The organism is Paenibacillus lemnae, assembly GCF_012933385.1.
Lineage (GTDB): Bacteria > Bacillota > Bacilli > Paenibacillales > Paenibacillaceae > Paenibacillus_AQ > Paenibacillus_AQ lemnae.
The window spans coordinates 58785-78904 of sequence record NZ_JABBPN010000007.1 but is presented as its reverse complement, the minus strand read 5'-3'; the positions used below and the strand labels follow the sequence as shown (position 1 = coordinate 78904).

Here is a 20120-nt window from a genome sequence, read left to right as displayed (position 1 = left end):
CACCATGCCCACTCTGTGTGTCCTGGTGAAAGTAGGCTGCGCCGGTTCATGACCGTTACATCATGCCAATGAAGGATCTCATCCGTTAACCGGATGGATTGAACTAGGGTGGAACCACGAGTACAGTACTCGTCCCTTTGCGGGACGGGTTTTTTCTGTTGTCCTGCAAAAGTGATGGAAGACGTGAAGCAAGTTTTGGCTCGTTCTTTAGAGAGCCCACACCACTTTTATGGAGGAATGCAGTATGGCTATCGGGATTAAACTGCCGGACGGTTCGGTCCGGGAATATGCAGAAGGAAGCAGCATCGAAGATGTGGCGACTTCCATTAGCAGCGGACTGCGCAAGAACGCTGCTGCCGGCAAGTTAAACGGGATCGTCGTCGATCTGGCGACCCCGCTTGAAGAAGGCGCTTTGGTGGAAATTGTGACCCTTGACTCACCTGAAGGACTGGAAGTCATGCGTCACAGCACCGCGCATTTGCTGGCTCAGGCAACCAAACGACTCTTTGGCGAGAAGTCTGTTAAGCTGGGTGTCGGTCCGGTCATTGAAGACGGATTCTATTATGATATGGATCTGGAAGAAGCACTGAATCCGGAGGATCTTCAGAAGATCGAGAAGGAAATGGAGCGGATTGTCAACGAGAACCTGCCGATCGTCCGTAAGGAAGTCAGCCGCCAAGAGGCGCTGTCCATCTTCGGCGACTTGGGAGATCCCTACAAGGTTGAACTCATCGAGGCACTGCCTGAAGATAGTGTGATTACGATCTATGAGCAGGGTGAATTTTTTGACCTGTGCCGCGGACCGCATCTTCCTTCAACAAGCAAAATTAAAGTGTTCAAGCTGATGAATGTGGCCGGAGCTTACTGGCGCGGAGACAGCAAGAATAAAATGCTTCAGCGTGTATATGGAACAGCGTTTATCAAAAAAGCCCAGCTGGATGAGCATCTTCGTCTGCTTGAAGAGGCGAAGAAACGCGATCACCGCAAGCTCGGCAAAGAGCTGGAAATGTTCACGTTCTCCCAGCTGGTAGGTCAAGGCCTGCCGATCTGGCTGCCGAACGGAGCGAAGCTGCGCCGCACCCTGGAACGGTATATTGTGGATATGGAAGAGCGTCTCGGCTACCAGCATGTGTACACTCCAGTGCTTGGTAATGTAGAGCTTTATAAAACCTCCGGCCACTGGGAGCATTATCAAGAAGATATGTTTCCAAAAATGGTCATGGACAATGAAGAACTGGTTCTTCGTCCGATGAACTGCCCGCATCATATGATGGTGTATAAGAGCAGTATGCACAGCTACCGTGATCTGCCAGTACGGATTGCAGAGCTGGGGATGCAGCACCGTTATGAGATGTCCGGGGCCCTGACCGGCCTGCACCGCGTTCGTGCCATGACACTGAACGATTCGCATATCTTCTGCCGTCCGGACCAGATCAAGGAAGAATTCGCCCGTGTCATCCAGCTGATCATGACCGTATATAAAGACTTCGGCATCCATGATTACCGTTTCCGTCTATCATACCGTGATCCACAGGATACCGAGAAATATTTCCAGAATGATGAGATGTGGGAGATGTCCCAGCGCATGCTGCGTGAAGTTGTGGAAAGCCTGGATATGCCGTTCTACGAAGCAGATGGCGAAGCCGCATTCTACGGACCAAAGCTGGACGTTCAGGTGAAAACGGCACTGGGCAAGGAAGAAACTTTGTCGACTGTGCAGCTGGACTTCCTCCTTCCAGAGCGGTTTGAGCTGGAGTATGTCGGCGAAGATGGACAGAAGCACCGTCCCGTCGTTATTCACCGCGGAATTCTCGGCACCATGGAGCGTTTCACTGCATTCCTGCTTGAAAATTTTGCGGGTGCACTTCCGTTGTGGCTGTCTCCGGTTGGGGTGAAGGTCATTCCGGTATCAACTGCGTTTGATGACTACGCCAAGGAAGTGACTGACAAGCTGCAGCTTGCCGGATTGTCTGTCGATGCAGATCTGCGGAATGAAAAGCTGGGTTACAAAATTCGTGAAGCCCAGCTGGAGAAAATTCCGTATATGTTCATCGTTGGTGAGAATGAGAAGAATGCAGGAGCTGTCTCGGTGCGCAAGCGCGGAGAAGGCGATCTGGGTGCTCAACCGCTGGATGAAGTGATCGGCAGGCTGCGGGAGGAAATGACGTCCCGATCCGTTTAATTACAACAGCGTTCGTAAGAACACTTGCCACCGCAGCCATCCAGAACGGAAACTTTTAACTTCAGTTTATATTGTACCTCTGTCATGAATGTATATTTCAGCTTTTGTGTGGGAACCCTCGCTAGTAAGGGGGAGGTATTCACATGAATGAATGGAAAACATGGCAGAGGTTTTTCTTTTTTGTCTGCAGCGTACTGTTAATCGGGAGCATTGCTGGACATGCCGGGCATGTTGAGGCATCGAGATGGATTTCCATCTCGTCTGATTCGTACAGCGTCATAAATACGACAGCTTATTCCCGTCCTGACGATACTCGTTCAGAGACTTCGGAAGAGATCGTTGAGGGCAGCTACTTCTTTGAAGTTTCACGGTTATATGCATTTCAGCCTGTCGGCATGAGAGAGCTTGAACCATATTTGGTGCAGCTTGACGCCGAAAATCAGAATGCGCTTCAGGAAGAACGCCCGGAAGAGCCGGTTAATGATCCTTCGGTGCCGGTATCAGCCCCCAGGGAAGATCAGGTGCTTTCAACCATGAAAGTGATGGCAACCGGATATACGGCTGGCTATGAATCCACAGGCAAAAGACCGGGACATCCCCAGTACGGCATTACCTTTTCCGGTGTGAAGGTTCAGCGCGACAGGGACACGGTATCAACCATTGCCGCAGATCCAAGTGTATTTCCTCTGGGCAGTATCTTGTATATTCCGGGATATGGCTATGGGATCGTCGCAGATACCGGCTCCGCCATTAAAGGTTCCAAGATCGATCTTTACTTTGCTACAACCCAGCAGGTGTTTAAAGAATGGGGCAAAAAAGAGGTGGAGGTACAGGTCATCCGCCGAGGATCTGGTCAATGTACCAAAGAGATGCTGAACCGGGTTGGAGAAGCGATCGCTACCTACCGTTATCTTCCATCGTCCGTGCTGGAAAAAGCGATATAGACAAAACGTCATTTCTCGCTTCGAATAATGCCGGCCTGTCCATCACATACTATCTCTCGGGGAGCAGTCCCTGAAGAGGATGAGGTATGTAGAACACAGGGAGGTGAACAGGAAATGGCTAACAAGAAAAAAGTGCAGGAGAACTTCCAAACGCCAAACGAGAAATTCAATGAGGAGTTCGGTCAAGAAAACCTCAGCACAAAAGTGTCCCAACAAGGTGCACAAAAAGTACAGGAAAACTTCAAAACACCAAACGAGAAGTTTGATGCGGAGTTTGCCGAGCTGGGTCAAAACAACACCAACAAAACTAACCGCTAAGCATCAGCATCATATGATGTTTCATCAAGAGACTGTCCTTGCGCAGAGAAATCTGTCCGGGACAGTTTTTTTGTATTGGAACACCCTTTATTTTACAGAAGATCAGTCTCTGGACCGAGATCATAATCATTCCGCCGAAGCTGTTACACAAGATGTACCTGATATAAACTGAGTACATAAGAAAGATACAGAAAGGCTTGGGATGAATAATGAGTAGAAAAACATGGAATCAGCTGTCGGCAGGGATGCTGCTGATCGGAATCGGAGCTTTTTTCATACTGAATGAATTGGGGTTTTTGAATATTAGTCTGGGCACCCTGATTTCTACATTTTGGCCGGTGATTCTAATCTGGGCGGGTTTACAGGGAATGATGAGTAATACGAGAAACGGAGGGGCTTTTTTCGGGTCGCTTATTCCGCTCATGATTGGTGTGTTCTTTCTAGGACGCAACCTGAACCTGTTCTGGTTTTCGCTCGGGGACATGATCAAGCTGGCGGTACCGGCTGTGTTGATCTGCTGCGGACTGTATGTTATTTTCAAACCGAAACAGAGCCGTCATAATGAACCTTCAGAGTCTGGCTATATGGATTATGAGGATCATCGGGATGAGCACTTTCAAACACCACCGCCGGCTCCCAAACCAGGAAAGCTGGAATCATCGCTGGATGAGGTATTTGAGCAAAGGTTTGGTACCAAGACCGAGAGTACGGCATGGGAGGATGAGAACCGTGAGCTGGAGCCGCCTTCACACGTGAACAGCAGCCATAGCCATTGGAAAGGTCATATGCATGATGGGGAGAACAGCCGCGGGAATACGATGAATAAATCGGTTTTTATCGGAGATGTGCATTTCGGGAAAGATTATTTTGCACTGAAGCCGACAAATGTATCCCAATTCATCGGAGATACCGTGCTGGATTTAACCCGTGCCCAGATCCCGTATGGAGAAACCAAGATTAATATTTCTGCTTTTATTGGAGACGTCAAAATTTTTGTGCCTAATGATCTGGATGTCGGCGTCCATGTATCGACCAGTTCGTTTATTGGTGATATGTCTGTCCTCGGCCAGGAAAGAAGCGGATTTATGAGCAGCGCAGGTCTGGAAAGTCCGGACTTCAGGGAAGCCGGCAAGAAAATCCGGATTAACGTCAGTGTGTTCATCGGTGATGTCAAAGTGAATAAGGTAGGTTAAAGGATATGAGTTTTCTCAAAAATACCAAATGGGTCATTATGATGTACTTCCTCACAATTGGAGTCGTTGTTGCCCTTTTCCTCTATGCTGCAAGCGAAGGCGGATACCTGACCATTCAAGATAACCGGCTGTGGTGGGTTTACACAGCCGGTATCCTTCTGTTTACCGGCATTGCCGGATATATTGCGGCACAGCGGATTCAGCGCCCGCTCGATCTGCTCCATCTGAATATGCTCCAAGTCGCAAAAGGAAACCTGACGGTGCGGATGCCGAAGGCGGAGGATGAGTCTTTTGCCGGTGTGTATTCGGAATTCAACGGGATGACGGAAGCGATCGAGAAAAAGATGAAGCTTCTTCAGCGTCTGGGAGAGCAGGAAGTGCTGGAGAAGGAATTTGCAGCCGAAGCCGCTGTGTTGGAAGAACGGCGCCGGATGGCCAGGGATCTGCATGACACCGTGAGCCAGCAGCTGTTTGCCATACATATGTCGGCATCATCCTTGTCGGGTATGCTGAAGAAAAATCCGGAGCAGGGAGAGGTGGTTCTGGAGCAGCTTGTTTCGATGTCCCATACTGCCCAGAAGCAGATGAGGGCACTGATTGCCCAGCTTCGCCCGGTTGAGCTGGAGGGTAAAACCCTTTCGGAAGCGCTGGAACGCTGGTTTCCGGATTATTGCCGGCAGAACGGGCTGAAAGGGATCAAGGATGTGGAGCTTCATGACGGTGTATCCGATGCAATTGAACATCAGCTGTTCCTCATTATACAGGAAGCGGTGGCCAATATCGTGAAGCATGCAGGAGCAGGACTCATCAGTCTCTCACTTCGGGAAGAACAGAAGCGGGTGGTGCTCAGTATCAGTGATGACGGCCAAGGGTTTGATGAAGGCATCCAAAAGCACGGTTCATATGGTTTGAGCACGATGCGAGAGCGGGCCGACAAGCTTGGAGGCCAGGTTAATATCATCAGCCGCCGCGGTGCTGGCACCACCGTAAGGGTACATATCCCTCTTTTTGAGGAAAATCATGATGCTGATCCTGAAGGAGGATTATTAAGATGAAAGCTGTGAAAATACTGCTCGTTGATGACCATGATATGGTGCGGATGGGCCTTAAAACATACCTGTCACTCGAACCTTCATTTGAAGTGATCGGTGAGGCGGCGAATGGAATGGAGGCCCTGGAATTTCTGCGCAGCAGGGAACCAGAAGACCTTCCGGACCTCATCCTTATGGATCTGATGATGCCTGTGATGAACGGTGCCGAATCGACCCGTGCTGTCATGTCAGAGTTTCCTGATCAGAAGATTGTGATTCTGACCAGCTTTCTGGAAGATGAAAGGGTCATGGAATGTATCGAGGCAGGAGCGGTAAGCTATGTGCTGAAGACCGTGTCTGCCGATGAGCTGATTTATGCCCTGCAGGGTGCCTGCCGGGGGATGCCTGTGATGACAAAAGAGGTTTCGGAAGCGCTGACCCGGGGAATCCGCCAGCATATGGTGCAGGACGATCAGGCGGGATTAACCGAAAGAGAGAAGGAAGTATTGCTCCTGATCGCTGAGGGTAAAAACAACAAGGAGATTGGTGAAGAGCTGCATATCAGCATCAAAACCGTGAAAACGCATGTCAGCAACCTGCTGATGAAATGTGAGCTCGATGACCGGACCCAGCTTGCCATCTTTGCCCACCGGAAAGGGTGGGTTAAGGCGTAAAACCGCGATTCTACGATCTTTTGATTCGTGAGCATGTTTTATCTTCCTTTTAATTGTTTTTAAGGTGTTATTAAGGTTTATAGTACACAATAAGAACAGTTAATAACACAGCCACCGCTTCCAAGGCGGTGATTTCATAGGAGGTAAAGTCATGGACGATCAAAGAAACCGGTTCGGACACAATGAAGACGAGCTGAACCCAGAACGGAATAACGAACGGAATCATGAGTCGAATCATGAGCATGAGCAGCAATCAGATCCCGCCTCTAATTCATCTTCCTACTATTCCTACGGACCTTTTAAATCATTAGATGACGAGAAAAAAGAAGACAACCAGAGCAGTCATTATGTACGCCGTAACCCCCAGGAGGTTGAAGTTACGGCCCCTGAGCCGGTAAAGCCGGTTCCTTCCTCCGCTTATTCCGGAACTACACGTTCCCAGGGCAGTGATGCCAAGGATGGAGGAAATTATCCTGAGCGCTCGTCCAGTTCCAAAGGGAAAGGGAATTGGAATTACAGCCGGAAGCCAAGAAGTTCTGTGAAGACGGTGCTTCTCTCATTCCTCGCAGGTATGGTATTTATTACAGGGAGTATGTTTGCGGCTGACCGTACGAACCTGTTCACTCCGGAGCAGCCGATGAGTTCTCAGGCTGCCAGTAATGATGTGGCTCCAGCCGTAGCACCAGCGAACAATGACGGCAGCGCTTCTACGGCTGCAGCGCAGATTCCTACTGACCCGGGTGACGTGGCTTCTGTAGTAGACAATGCGAGTCCTGCAGTGGTTTTGATTGAAACCCTGGTGAACAGCAGCGGCAGTCAAAGACAGGGCAGCCGGAGTATGGATGATGATATCTTCCGTTACTTTTTTGGTGATGGGTCCGGACCTCAAGGAAATGGCAGCAATCGCGGAAACAGCGGTGGCAGTGCAGATTCCTCGCAGCTGCAGCCATCCGGTATCGGATCAGGATTTATTTTTGACAAGTCTGGCTACATTCTGACGAATGAACATGTCATCAATGGAGCGGATGTCATTCAAGTTACCGTACAAGGCACAAAAAAGCCGTATGAAGCCAAGCTTTTAGGATCCAGCTATGAGCTTGATCTGGCCGTACTGAAAATTGAAGGCGATAATGACTTTCCAATGGTAGCGCTCGGTGATTCCGACAGCCTGGAAGTGGGCGAATGGCTGGTTGCCATCGGTAATCCTCACGGTTTTGACCACACAGTAACAGCCGGTGTATTGAGCTCTAAAGAACGTCAAATTGATATTTCCGGACAGAATGGTCAGGCTGACCGGAACTATGAGCATCTTCTGCAGACAGATGCATCTATTAATCCTGGTAACTCCGGGGGCCCGCTGCTTAACCTGAAAGGCGAAGTCATCGGGATGAATGTGGCAGTTAGTGCAGAGGCTCAAGGTATCGGTTTTGCGATCCCGGCGAAGACGATCAATGAAGTGCTGGATTATCTGAAGAATAACAAGGAAGTGCCGAAAGAGCCGATACCATTCATCGGTGCCAGCCTTGGGACCCTGACCCCTCAGGTATCCCAGCAGCTGGGTACAGATGTTACAGAAGGTTCGTATGTCAGCAGCGTCGTATTTCGTTCCCCGGCATATGAAGCCGATCTGCGTCAGTACGATATCATTATAGGCGCAGAGGGTCAAAAATTCGCAACGGCAGCTGAATTGATTGAATATATTCAGTCCAAGAAGGTCGGCGATAAAATCACGCTGAATGTGGTCCGTAATGGCAATACCCTGGATCTGCCTGTGACCATTGGAGACCGGAACGATTTTGATTTGACAGAGCAGCAGTAATCAGCAGTCAAAGACAAGCGGAAGGGACAGCTCCCTTCCGCTTGTGCTGTTTGTGAATGGATAGATATAATGAGAGTGAATCATGAACAAATGCAGAGGTGATGGATGATGCGTTCACGTATTTTGATTGTAGATGATGATGAGAAGATTATTTCGATGCTTCGCAGAGGACTGGCCTTTGAAGGTTATGAAGTACATACAGCATCTAACGGAGCGGAAGGCTTGAAGATGATTCTGAACGAGGAACCGGATGTTGTCATTCTAGACGTCATGATGCCTCATGTGGATGGATTTGAAGCACTGCGGCGGCTGAGAGAAGGCGGCAGCCGGATACCGGTCCTGATGCTTACCGCGAAGGATGAGCTTGAAAATCGTGTGAAGGGACTTGATACAGGAGCAGACGATTATCTGGTCAAACCCTTTGCCCTGGAGGAGCTCTTGGCGAGAGTCCGGGTACTTCTTCGCCGCAATAATGGTGAGGAACATAACAGCCAGAAGCTGACCTTCGAGGATTTAACCATGGACGTGGATGCAAGAGAAGTCGTGAGGGATGGGAGCCGGCTGGAGCTGACGGCCAAGGAGTTCGAGCTGCTGCATCTGTTTCTGCTCAACCCGAAACGGGTCCTGTCCCGTGACCTGATCATGGACAAGATCTGGGGGTACGACTACAGCGGAGAATCCAATGTGCTTGAGGTATATATTGCGATGCTGCGGCAGAAGACAGAAGAGCACGGAGGCAAGCGACTGATTCAGACGATTCGCGGAGCAGGTTACATCCTTAGAGGAGAACGCTGATATGTCGATCCGCTGGCGGCTTACGGCGTGGTACTCCGGTATTTTATGCATTACTTTGCTTGCGTTCAGCCTGGCTGTCTACGGATTTGTGCATTTGTATACGTATGATGAACTGAAATCCCGCATTCAGCAGCAGTACAATAAAATTCGACCTGTTCAATCCATCAATGAAGACGGTAGTCTGGGGTTTACACCGGACCGCTCATCGGCACAACGTATGGAAGAAGCGGACTTTTATGTGCAGTCATATACGTACCATAATCAAAAAACCTGGCGGTCTGATAATATGAAACTCCGGGGGTTGGAATTCGAGGTTCCCTCTTTTGAGATCAGTGAAAGCTACCGCGGATTTAAAACAATTAGTGTAGGTGGAAATCCCTTTTTGGTCTATCAGGACTATGTATTCGCCCAGAAAACAGGTCAGGTATATGGATGGCTTCAGGTAGGAGCTTACACTGGTACCGCAGAAAAGACGCTGGATCGCCTGCAGTCAATTCTAATTATGGGAACGTTGGCAACGCTGATCATTGCTTCGACCCTGGGGCTGTTTCTGGCCAGAAAATCCATGAAGCCGATCGAGAAGGTAGCGGATGCTGCGAATCTGATTCAGAAGGGCACGGATCTCAGCGTCCGTATAGAATATGATGGCCCCCAAGACGAAATAGGTAGGCTCATCGATACATTTAACGGCATGCTGTCGAGAACGGAAAACTTCTACAAGGAGCTTGAGGATGCTTATGCTGCACAGCGAAGATTCGTATCGGATGCCTCCCATGAGCTCCGGACGCCGCTGACGACAATTCGCGGGAATGTGGATCTGCTGCACAAAATCTGGACTTCACCGCCATCGGAGCGGCCGGACCTGGATGAGCATACCATTCGCGAGATGTCCGCTGAGGCGGTCGGCGATATTTCCGACGAAGCCAAAAGGATGACACGCTTGGTAGCGGATATGCTTTCATTAGCGAGAGCAGATACGGGGCAGACCTTCGAGAAGCTTCCCGTTGCGCTGGAGCCGCTGCTCGGCGAGGTCATCCGCAAAGCCCAATTCCTCCCGAAGACAGCAGCGTGGCTGCCGGGCGATCTCTCATCACTCAATGGTGTTTACGTGGAAGGAAACCGTGATTATTTACAGCAAATGCTGTTCATTTTCATCGAAAACGCCTTTAAGTATACTCCTGATGGTGAGGTCCGTCTGGATGTGATCCTGTACCGGGGACAGGTCGGCATTCGTATCGCAGATACGGGAATCGGCATGGCGAAGGATGAAGTACCGCATATATTCGAGCGCTTTTACCGTGCTGATCAGTCCCGCGGGGCGACGGAGGGCACCGGACTTGGACTATCTATTGCCAAATGGATCATCGATGTTCATGAAGGCTCGGTGGAGGTCGTTACCAAGCTTGGGGAGGGCAGTACGTTTATTGTGTGGCTGCCAGCCATCTTTGCCCCGCCGCTGGAATAACGGTATAATACAAGGGAGTGTCATTAAGTCGACAGAAAGCAGGTGAGGACCATGGAAGTGATCAAAATATCGCCGCGAGGTTATTGTTACGGCGTCGTGGATGCGATGGTGCTGGCTCGTCAAGCGGCGCAGAATCTGGATCTTCCCCGGCCTATCTATATATTGGGCATGATTGTGCATAACAGTCATGTTACACAATCGTTTGAAGATGAAGGCATCATCACACTGGACGGACCGAACCGGATGGAGATTTTGAACCAGGTAGAGCAGGGCACTGTCATTTTTACGGCCCATGGGGTTTCGCCGGAAGTTCGCAAACTGGCCAGGGACAAAGGACTTACAACACTGGATGCAACTTGTCCGGATGTAACCAAAACGCATGATCTCATTCGCGAGAAGGTGGCGGACGGATATGAGGTCATTTATATCGGCAAGAAGAATCATCCTGAGCCGGAGGGTGCCATCGGTGTCGCTCCGGAGCATGTTCATCTGATTGAGAAGATGGAAGAGATTGAGAAACTGCATATTTCCGCAGAACGGATCATCATCACCAATCAGACGACGATGAGCCAGTGGGATATTAAGGACATTATGAAACGGCTGCTGGAGAAATTTCCGGGAGCAGAAATTCATAATGAGATCTGTCTCGCTACCCAGGTAAGACAGGAAGCGGTAGCGGAACAGGCTGGTCAGGCGGATCTCGTCATCGTTGTAGGTGATCCGCGCAGCAATAACTCCAATCGCCTGGCTCAGGTGTCGGAGGAAATCGCTGGCGTTCCGTCTCACCGGATCAGTGATATTACTGAGCTGAAGCGGGAATGGCTGGAGGGTATTGGCAAGGTCGCCGTCACTTCGGGCGCATCAACACCGACGCCGATTACCAAGGAAGTGATATCGTATCTGGAACAATACGAACACGATCAGCCGGAGACATGGGAGATCAAACGGACGGTCAAGATGAGCAAGCTGCTTCCGCCGGTAAAGTCCAAGTCCGGCACGACGAGCGGATAAAAGTATCACGTCATTTGGCATTTATAAGGCATATAAAAGGTCGAAGGCAGACTCTCCAATAGGAGTCGCTGTCTTCGACCTTTTTGATTTGGGGGGGGAACAGCGAGGGGAGGAACGTTTCGTACGCGGAGCGTCTTTTGGCATCTCACTTTTGATGCTTTTTCTTAAATTGTAATTGAAAGCGTTTTAATTTTGGTTGAATAGTATCATTTTTCGTTGCTCAGGCAAATGGTTTGGAAAAGCCTCCTTCGATACAATGAAGTTATCAAAACAGAGATAATTCTTGTTCAGCAAGGGAGGGTGGTTATGTCACAAATTTCGGTTGAATCCAAACCTGCCGCCAAGCCGAAAAAATCAGGCAGCTTGATTACACGCTTTGCGAGACAGTGGGACATCCAGCTGATGGTTCTGCCGGCACTGGCGATGATCTTTGTCTTCAGCTACATCCCGATGTACGGGGTGCTCATGGCTTTCCAGGACTACAACATCTTCGGGGGAATGGCAGAGAGCCCTTGGGTGGGTTTGAAGCATTTTAAGATGTTTTTTGAATCCCCTGAATTTTATACGGTGATGAGAAATACGATCGTGATCAGCCTGCTGAAATTTCTGATCGGATTTCCGGCACCGATTCTGTTAGCTCTGATGCTGAATGAGATTCGGGGAATGGCCTTTAAGCGAATTGTACAGACGGTCAGCTATTTACCTCACTTTCTCTCCTGGGTAATCGTTGCGGGATTCGTGATGTCCATGCTGTCCACAGACAACGGAAGCCTCAACATCCTGATGCAGAAGCTATCGCTCATTGACGAGCCGCTGGGGTTCCTCTCTATTCCGGAGTATTTCTGGACCATTCTCGTAACGACAGGCGTATGGAAGGAAATCGGTTTTGGTTCCATTGTCTATCTGGCCGCCATTGCCGGGGTGGATCCCCATATGTATGAAGCGGCGGATATGGACGGTGCAAGCAAATTCAGGCAGATTTTTACGATTACGCTGCCATCCATCATGCCTGTCGTGGTCATCTTTATGATCCTGGCCATCGGCAATCTGCTGACAGCCGGATTTGAGGATATCCTCCTGCTGGGTGTCAATCCGGTTCTGAGGGAAGTGTCGGATGTCATTGATACGTATGTTTACCGAATCGGAATTCAGAATACCCGCTTTTCTTATGCAACAGCAGTAGGATTATTTAAAGCGGTAATTAGTGTAGGACTGCTGACGATCGCCAATTATATCGCCCGCCGATCCGGCAACAGCTTATGGTAGGAGACCTCACTCTAGTGAAAGGAGCGGATGCATGTGGTTCGGTTAGGGTATGGCGATAAAATTATGGTTGTTTTTATCTATATTTTTCTGACATTACTTGCTTTTACAACATTTTATCCTTTTTGGAATTCGGCCGTCATTTCCTTTAATACCGGTTCGGACACGGCACTGGGTGGGATCACCTTCTGGCCGCGGGAATTCACACTGGAAAACTATGGCGTCGTCTTGAATGATACCCGGCTTCTAAACGGTTTTTACATCTCAGTGCTTCGTACTGTCATCGGTACGTTCCTGTCGATCGTGACGACGTCGCTGTTCGCATACGGGATGACGAAGCGCGAACTGATCGGCCGCAAATATTACATGATTATGTGTATCATCACCATGTATTTCAGCGGCGGCCTGATTCCAAGCTTCCTGCTGATTCGGGGATTGGGCCTGATGGATTCCTTCTGGGTGTTCATCATTCCTGGACTCATCAGTGTGTGGAATATGATCATCTTCCGTACCTTTTTCAGCGGACTGCCGGCAGGACTTGAAGAATCGGCCAAAATCGACGGCTGCGGCAACTGGGGCACATTCTTTCGCATTATTCTGCCGCTGTCCGGTCCCGTCATTGCAACTTTGTCCCTGTTTACCGCGGTCGGACACTGGAATGACTGGTTCCTGCCGAGTATTTATATTAACAATGAGAACCTCCTGCCGATTCAGACCATGCTGAAGCAAATCCTGAATACCAATATCGTTTCTGATCAGATGGCCAACCTGGATTCGGCCGCTCAAGGCCAGCTGGCAAAAATGCAGACCGTATCCTCCAAATCGCTTTCTATGGCGACGATGATGATTGCTACCCTGCCAATTATTCTGGTGTATCCATTTGTACAAAAGTATTTTGTAAAAGGTGTTCTGGTCGGCTCTTTGAAAGAGTAGACTGCGGCGGCACTCGCGCGAAACCGATGTCGAAGGCCCTTTGCGGCCTCCACATATATCATGCTGAAATATCGAAAGGGGATTAATACAATGCTTAGAAAAAAAGTTTGGAGATCCTCCCTTACTGTCCTGCTTGCAGGTGTTCTGATGCTGACGGGATGCTCCGGCGGATCTGGCGGTTCCGGCAGTACAGCCGACCCTGAAAAGCCCGGGGATGACGGAAAAGCAGGTGAAAGCACCAGCAGTCAGTTTGTTTTAGGTGAAAAGCAGTTGGATTTTTCCTTCTATGGCAACTATGACTGGTACACCATGCCCAACTGGGGTGCAGATGAGTCCAGCAAGTGGATTAAAGAAAATAAAAAGGTCAACATCACCCCTGTACACAGCGGCGGCAATGCAGCCCAGAAATTAAACACAATGATCGCCTCAGGCTCCCTGCCGGATGTGATGTGGATGGAACGTGGACCGGATGTAGAGAAGCTTCGTCAAGCCGGCATGCTGGTTCCATTTGATGATTATCTCGATAAATATCCGAACTTGAAAGAATGGCTGGGCGAAGCCGGGATCAATCTGCTGCGCTCGGAAGACGGCAAGCTGTATCAATTCCCGAACTGGTACACCAGCCAGCCAAACGGTAATGCCGGATATGTTGTGAACAAGAAAATTTATACGGAACTGGGTTCTCCTAAGCTGGAGACAACCGAAGATATGTACAATTATCTCAGCATGGTGAAGGAGAAATACCCGAATGTGGTTCCGTTTGAGCCTCATTTGGCTAAAGACGGCCAGGGACTGAACGTACTGTACACCGCATTTGGTGAAGATGTGCTGAACAGCTATGTTGGCATCCGCGGTGTACCTGAGGGTGACAAGCTGAATTCCATTTTTACAGATCCGGCTTACCGGGAATCCATGCAGTATGCTGCCAAGCTGTTCAGAGAGAAGCTGATGTCTCAGGATGCGATGACACAGACAGCCGATCAGGTGAAAGAAAAGGTAGTATCCGGCCGTGTGGCGGTACTGGCCTCCGCAAGCCCTACTGAATTGGGACAGCTCGGCCACATCCAGCTGAGTGAAAACGATCCGGATGCAGGATACTTCATGGTAATGCCTATCCACAAACCAGGACTTGACCCTAGCAAAATTATGGCGGGAACTTATACGCAGCTTGGCTGGAATGTCAGTGTAATCACCAAGGCTGCGAAGGATCCTGAAGCGATCTTTGCATTCCTGGATTGGTATACAGGACCGGAAGGTCAGCGGATCATGATGTGGGGACCTGAGGGCGGATACTGGGATGGTGTAGAGGAAGATGGAAAAACACCGAAATTCACAGATAAATATACGTCCGATGCAGAAGGTCTCGTAGAGCTGCAGAATGCTACGATCAACCTCATCTGGAACGGCAACACCGTATATGTCGACCAAGCCAAAGCCAAATTCGAAAGTACACTGCCGGTTGAACAGCGGAACTGGGCGACACACTGGCAGTATGAAATTACATGGAAAACGCAGGGAGACGGCACACCGTTCATCAATCTGGATCCGATGCCTGACAGTGAAGAAGGGATTATCCGTCAGCGTGTAGAAGATATCTTCCTGGAGTCCAGAGCGAAAGCGCTGTATGCAAAAAATGACGCCGAGGTCAATGCGATTCTCGACAAGGCGGAGAATGATGCGCAGTCAGCGGGCTACAGCAAGCTGCTGGAATATAAAACGGTAAAGTGGCAGGAAAATCTGCAGAAAATGCAGGGCAATTAAATACACTCATAAACCATCAGGGTATACTGCCATCTGGCAGTATACCTTTGGGTTTTTTCCGGGGGGACTTCCGTGTATAAAGTATTGCTGGCGGACGATGAAATATTGGATCTTGAAGGCATGAAACAGTTTATCCCGTGGGAAGAGCTGGGAATGACCGTTGTGGATACCGTGAATAACGGGTTTTCAGCCTGTGAGGTGCTGGAGCGGGAACCTGTTCATGTTCTCGTGTCAGACATCCGGATGCCGAATATGTCGGGCCTGGAGCTGGCGCAAAAGGGATTAGCGCTCCAGGAGAATCTTCAAATTATATTTGTAAGCGGATACCAGGATTTCAGTTATGTGAAACAGGCCATGGCACTGGATGCCTGCAGTTATGTCCTGAAACCGATGGATGACCATGAGCTGATCGAAGCCTTGAATAAAGTGAAGCAAAAGCTGGATCATCTTCGGCAGCGAGAGGAAACGGAACAGGCCTATCAGAAAATCATTCCAATGGTGAAGCATCAATATTTGCTGCAGCTGCTGGAGAACCCATATCCATCGGTACCTCGCGATGTGCTGAATAAAGAATATCGTTTCCAGGAAATTGAATGGCCTGTCTGTGCCGCGATCTTTGAGCTGGATGATGCAGCCGTTCATCTTCATCATGTTGGAGAAAGCGAGAAGCGTGAGTGGATCGACCGTTATCATGCACGGCTGCAAACCCTGCTGCTGGAAGAAGGGCTGCATCATTTTTGCAAAATCAACCACCAGCGTACTGCACTGCTGCTGAATGCCGAAACCGGGCGTGAAGATACTTCGGAGCTGCTTCAGCAGCTTCAGGCGGAGTTTCCGTTCACGGTCACGGTAGGTGCAGGGAACCCGGCTTATCGACTGGAAGAGCTCCATTTCTCTTATGAGCAGGCGGCTGCAGCGCTGGAACATAAAATGTTTCAGGGGAAGGGGAGGTGGATTTCTTTCAGTGAAGTTCCCCGTGAAGATATGCAAAATGCGGAGACACTGGACATTCGCCTGGATGCCCTGCTGCAGGCCATGACCAGCTATGATCTGGTTTCCATCCATGATGAGCTGGAAGAGATGTTTCATTTGGTGTCGGGCATGCGTTCGAAGTTCACCGTCCGTAACTTTTCCATCTATATCTTGTTAAAGCTGGATGAGCATCTTCATACGATGCAGGAGGATCTGTTTAACATGCTGGGCCTCACGTTTACCAAGCTGGATGTGCTGCTTCAATTCGAAACGATGGATGAGATTTTTTCCTGGCTGCGGCGCAAGGTGTTTGAAATATCGGAGCAGCTTCATAACCGCAAAATATCCAAGAATGGCCGTCTGATCCACGAAATCATTGAAGATGTCACGCAGCGGCTTCACGAAAGCGTTACCCTCCGGGATGTGGCCAACCGCTTTTCGTTTTCACCGAACTATCTTGGTGTTCTGTTTAAAGAAGAAACCGGCCAGAATTTCAGTGATTATGTGATCGGCTTGAAGATGGAGAAAGCAAAAAGCTTGCTGACCGGCACAAAAATGAAAATATATGAGATTGCCGCCCAAAGCGGTTATCAGTATTTACCGTATTTCAGCAGACAGTTCAAGGAGACGTATGGCATGACACCACTGGAATACAGGAGAAGACATTCATGAACGGGATCCGGCTTCCTTTTGGATTCAAGCTGATGCTGTCATACTGTATTTTTATCGTCATTCCGGTTATGCTGGTCGGCAATCTGGCCAATCAGGTGTATGTGAAGTCCATTCGTGATCAGACACGCAGCATCATTCAGGGGACATTGTCCCAAATGAAGAACAACATCGCCTTCAAGCTGGAGGATACCAAACGCATCTCGGATATGCTGTATTTTGATGATATGCTGGCACGCACGCTTCGTCATTATGAGGAAGGCTGGGCCAGCTACGAAGCAACACAGAACGTACTGTTCCCGAAATTCCAGACGGCCGTGGAAACGGCTAACCGGCGGATGTGGCTGTCTGTTTATCTGAAGAACACCACGTTTCGGGAGACCTACAATATATACGAGGGAACAGACCCGCTGGCGACCAAATCCAGGTTATATGATATTTATCAGTATCACCGGCTGACCGGCAAAGAGTGGTACCGCAGCTATCCCGAACAGGAAGTCTATGGAACCACCATGCAGTGGAAGCAGGTCGAGGATGATGTGGAGTACGGCAGGATTTCTTTGCTGCGGCGACTGGTGGATATCGGTGGAATTCAGGTACCGCATGATGAAATCGGATTTATGAGGGTGACGGTATCCTTACATGATTTATTTGACAGTGTGGATTTTCAAAAAATAGGGGATGGAACCACGATCCGTATTTCCGATCCGGACGGCGGAATCATCATTTCCTCCAGTGCGGAGAACGAAGGCCTGCCGTTAGTGTCGGGGCCGTTAACAACGCCCGGGGAGACAGGAGACGGAGGCAAACATAAGGATCTTGTCATCCGGGAAGGTCTGCAGGGGCTGGACATGGAGCTGGTCGCGGTCGTTCCTGCGAATCTGCTGGAGCAGAATTCCGTGAAAGTACGCAATCTTACGCTCTTGATCTGCCTGGCATGCATTGTCGTTATTTTATTCATGAGTATTATCGTGTCACGCTATTTCGGGAGACGGGTGTATAAGATCGTCAAGGTGGTGGACTCTTTCCAGGAAGGAGAGTTCCATAAGCGCATCTACTTTAAAGGAAACGATGAGTTTGTCAAAATCGCGCAGGCGCTTAATGAAATGGGGGCCAATATCGGCAGGCTGATTCAGGAGGTGTATTTTGCGGATCTGCAGAAAAAACAGGCTGAACTGGATTCCCTGCATGCCCAGATCAACCCTCATTTTCTATATAATACGCTGTCCTCGATCAGTCGTCTGGCCAAATTCGGAGAATTGGACAAGCTTCAGCGTATGGTATTGGATTTGGCGAAGTTTTACCGCCTTTCCCTGAATGAGGGGCGGAACGTGATCCCTCTGCTGAATGAGCTGGAACAGGCTCAGGCCTACATTGATATTCAGAAAACCAAGTATGGTGAACGCATGCAGGTCAATTATGATATTTCTCCGGAAATCGTAAAGTATGAAAGTGTGAAATTGATCCTGCAGCCGTTTATTGAAAATGTGCTGGAACATGCGTGGACTGGGGACCGCATTCATATCCGGGTTACCGGTGCCGTAACGCCGGAAGGGGTGGAATTCAGAATTATCGATGATGGAGTCGGTTTTCCTCCAGGAAAAATCCGCACACCCCTGCGTGCAGGAGAGCTGGAAAACGCAGGCTATGGTATTCGCAATGTAGATCAACGGATTCACCTGCATTATGGCTCACCATATGGTGTCACGGTATTCAGCCGGCCGGGCATCGGTACAACAGTATCCATTTTGATCCCTTGTGTGAAGAGAAATCCTGTAAAAGAAAGATAACGCTTATAGCAGATTACAAAGCTTCAATGCGTAATTGAAATGCGTAATTGCTGAATAACTTTATGCTCTGTCGCGGCTCAATTTCATTTGGGCTTGACGAACAGAGTTTTTTTTCGTATAGTTACTTTAACGATTAAAAGCATAAAAGCTTAAAAGCGTACAAGCGCTTAAGCGCGAAAGTTTAGATTGCACAAAATGAGAAGGAAAGAGGGATACACATGATCGTTATCACATCAAATCAAATTCCAGAGGAGCAGAAGGCTCTAATAATTGCCGAGATCGAGAAAGAAGGACTGCAGGCGCACATCTCAAAAGGTGCTGACCGGACTGTCATTGGTCTGATCGGCAGTGTGAATCCAAAACTGGCAGAACATCTGCGTCAGATGAAGGGTGTTGAGAATGTCGTCAAGATATCGAAATCCTACAAGCTGGCAAGCCGGGATTTTCATCCTGACGATACGATTATTGATATCAAGGGCACCCGGATCGGAGGAGGGAATCTCGTCGTGATGGGCGGTCCATGTGCGGTAGAATCCGCAGAGCAGATAGATGAGATCGCCAAACTGGTTAAAGCGGCAGGCGGACAGGTGCTGCGTGGTGGAGCTTTCAAACCGCGGACAGGACCATACAGCTTCCAAGGGGTTGGTGTGGAAGGTCTGATTATGATGGCTGAGGCGGGTCAGAAGCATGGACTGCTCACCATCACAGAAGTCATGACACCGGAATATGTAGACATTTGTGCGGAGTACGCAGATATTCTTCAGGTGGGGACACGCAATATGCAGAACTTTGATCTGCTGCGCAAGCTGGGAACATGCGGCAAGCCGGTGCTGTTAAAACGGGGATTCAGTTCCACGTATGATGAATTTCTGAACGCTGCGGAGTACATTTTGGCAGGAGGGAATCCAAATGTAATGCTCTGTGAGCGGGGAATACGAACATTCGAGTCGTACACACGTAATACTCTTGATCTGTCAGCCATTCCGGTGCTGCAGCAGTTGAGCCATCTGCCGGTCATCTCGGATCCAAGTCATGGCACAGGACGCCGTGAGCTGGTGGAGCCAATGTCGAAAGCTTCTGTGGCAGCAGGAGCCGATGGACTCATTATCGAGATGCATACAGATCCGGATAATTCCATGACCGGTGATGGTGTGCAATCCCTTTTCCCGGACCAGTTCGCTGCCCTGCTTAAAGACCTGGAGAAACTGGCTCCGATTGTCGGTAAGAGCTTCAACACTTCCAAAGCACCGGCTTCGGAATTTGCCCGAGTATAAGCATAAACCGACACTTTTATCGAATT

The 20120-nt window shown here is 49.4% G+C and carries 16 protein-coding genes; all 16 read left to right on the top strand.

What is annotated here, in order from left to right; all coding sequences use genetic code 11:
* Positions 1 to 244: 244 nt before the first annotated feature.
* The 16 genes from thrS to aroF all read left to right on the top strand — a co-directional run bounded on the left by thrS (position 245) and on the right by aroF (position 20094).
* On the top strand, positions 245 to 2182 hold the full coding sequence (thrS, locus tag HII30_RS09685; protein WP_169504824.1) for a threonine--tRNA ligase: 1938 nt from the start codon (positions 245 to 247) through the stop codon (positions 2180 to 2182).
* Between the two features lie 395 nt (positions 2183 to 2577).
* Positions 2578 to 3126, top strand: a complete 549-nt coding sequence (locus HII30_RS09680) for a 3D domain-containing protein (protein WP_425495988.1) — start codon at positions 2578 to 2580, stop codon at positions 3124 to 3126.
* Positions 3127 to 3240: 114 nt separating this feature from the next.
* Positions 3241 to 3444 carry a hypothetical protein gene (locus HII30_RS09675; RefSeq protein WP_169504822.1) on the top strand — a complete coding sequence of 68 codons (204 nt, stop codon included), beginning with the start codon at positions 3241 to 3243 and terminating at the stop codon, positions 3442 to 3444.
* Positions 3445 to 3653: 209 nt separating this feature from the next.
* Positions 3654 to 4637: a cell wall-active antibiotics response protein LiaF gene (liaF, locus tag HII30_RS09670; protein WP_169504821.1), complete on the top strand. Its 984-nt coding sequence runs from the start codon at positions 3654 to 3656 to the stop codon at positions 4635 to 4637.
* A gap of 5 nt (positions 4638 to 4642) precedes the next feature.
* Positions 4643 to 5692, top strand: coding sequence for a sensor histidine kinase (locus HII30_RS09665; RefSeq protein ID WP_169504820.1), 1050 nt, complete (start codon positions 4643 to 4645; stop codon positions 5690 to 5692).
* On the top strand, positions 5689 to 6342 hold the full coding sequence (locus tag HII30_RS09660) for a response regulator (RefSeq protein WP_169504819.1): 654 nt from the start codon (positions 5689 to 5691) through the stop codon (positions 6340 to 6342). Before HII30_RS09665 ends, HII30_RS09660 begins: the two co-directional genes overlap by 4 nt.
* 151 nt (positions 6343 to 6493) lie before the next feature.
* Positions 6494 to 8161 carry a S1C family serine protease gene (locus HII30_RS09655; protein WP_169504818.1) on the top strand — a complete coding sequence of 556 codons (1668 nt, stop codon included), beginning with the start codon at positions 6494 to 6496 and terminating at the stop codon, positions 8159 to 8161.
* 108 nt (positions 8162 to 8269) lie between these two features.
* Entirely contained in the window at positions 8270 to 8956 is a 687-nt protein-coding gene (locus HII30_RS09650; protein ID WP_169504917.1) for a response regulator transcription factor, read from the top strand.
* A gap of 1 nt (position 8957) precedes the next feature.
* On the top strand, positions 8958 to 10421 hold the full coding sequence (locus tag HII30_RS09645) for a sensor histidine kinase (RefSeq protein ID WP_169504817.1): 1464 nt from the start codon (positions 8958 to 8960) through the stop codon (positions 10419 to 10421).
* A 51-nt stretch (positions 10422 to 10472) separates the two neighbouring features.
* Positions 10473 to 11432, top strand: coding sequence for a 4-hydroxy-3-methylbut-2-enyl diphosphate reductase (locus HII30_RS09640; protein ID WP_169504816.1), 960 nt, complete (start codon positions 10473 to 10475; stop codon positions 11430 to 11432).
* A gap of 306 nt (positions 11433 to 11738) precedes the next feature.
* Positions 11739 to 12698, top strand: a complete 960-nt coding sequence (locus HII30_RS09635; protein ID WP_169504815.1) for an ABC transporter permease — start codon at positions 11739 to 11741, stop codon at positions 12696 to 12698.
* 63 nt (positions 12699 to 12761) lie between these two features.
* Positions 12762 to 13628 carry a carbohydrate ABC transporter permease gene (locus HII30_RS09630; protein WP_246246232.1) on the top strand — a complete coding sequence of 289 codons (867 nt, stop codon included), beginning with the start codon at positions 12762 to 12764 and terminating at the stop codon, positions 13626 to 13628.
* 90 nt (positions 13629 to 13718) lie between these two features.
* Complete coding sequence (locus tag HII30_RS09625; protein WP_211184515.1) at positions 13719 to 15389, top strand: extracellular solute-binding protein; 1671 nt, start codon at positions 13719 to 13721, stop codon at positions 15387 to 15389.
* Positions 15390 to 15461: 72 nt separating this feature from the next.
* The gene (locus tag HII30_RS09620) at positions 15462 to 17033 is read left to right on the top strand and encodes a response regulator (RefSeq protein WP_169504813.1); all 1572 of its coding nucleotides are present in this window, start codon (positions 15462 to 15464) and stop codon (positions 17031 to 17033) included.
* Positions 17030 to 18820, top strand: coding sequence for a cache domain-containing sensor histidine kinase (locus HII30_RS09615; protein WP_246246225.1), 1791 nt, complete (start codon positions 17030 to 17032; stop codon positions 18818 to 18820). The genes HII30_RS09620 and HII30_RS09615 overlap by 4 nt, the downstream gene beginning before the upstream one ends.
* 218 nt (positions 18821 to 19038) lie before the next feature.
* Positions 19039 to 20094, top strand: a complete 1056-nt coding sequence (aroF, locus tag HII30_RS09610) for a 3-deoxy-7-phosphoheptulonate synthase (protein ID WP_169504812.1) — start codon at positions 19039 to 19041, stop codon at positions 20092 to 20094.
* Positions 20095 to 20120 lie beyond the last annotated feature (26 nt).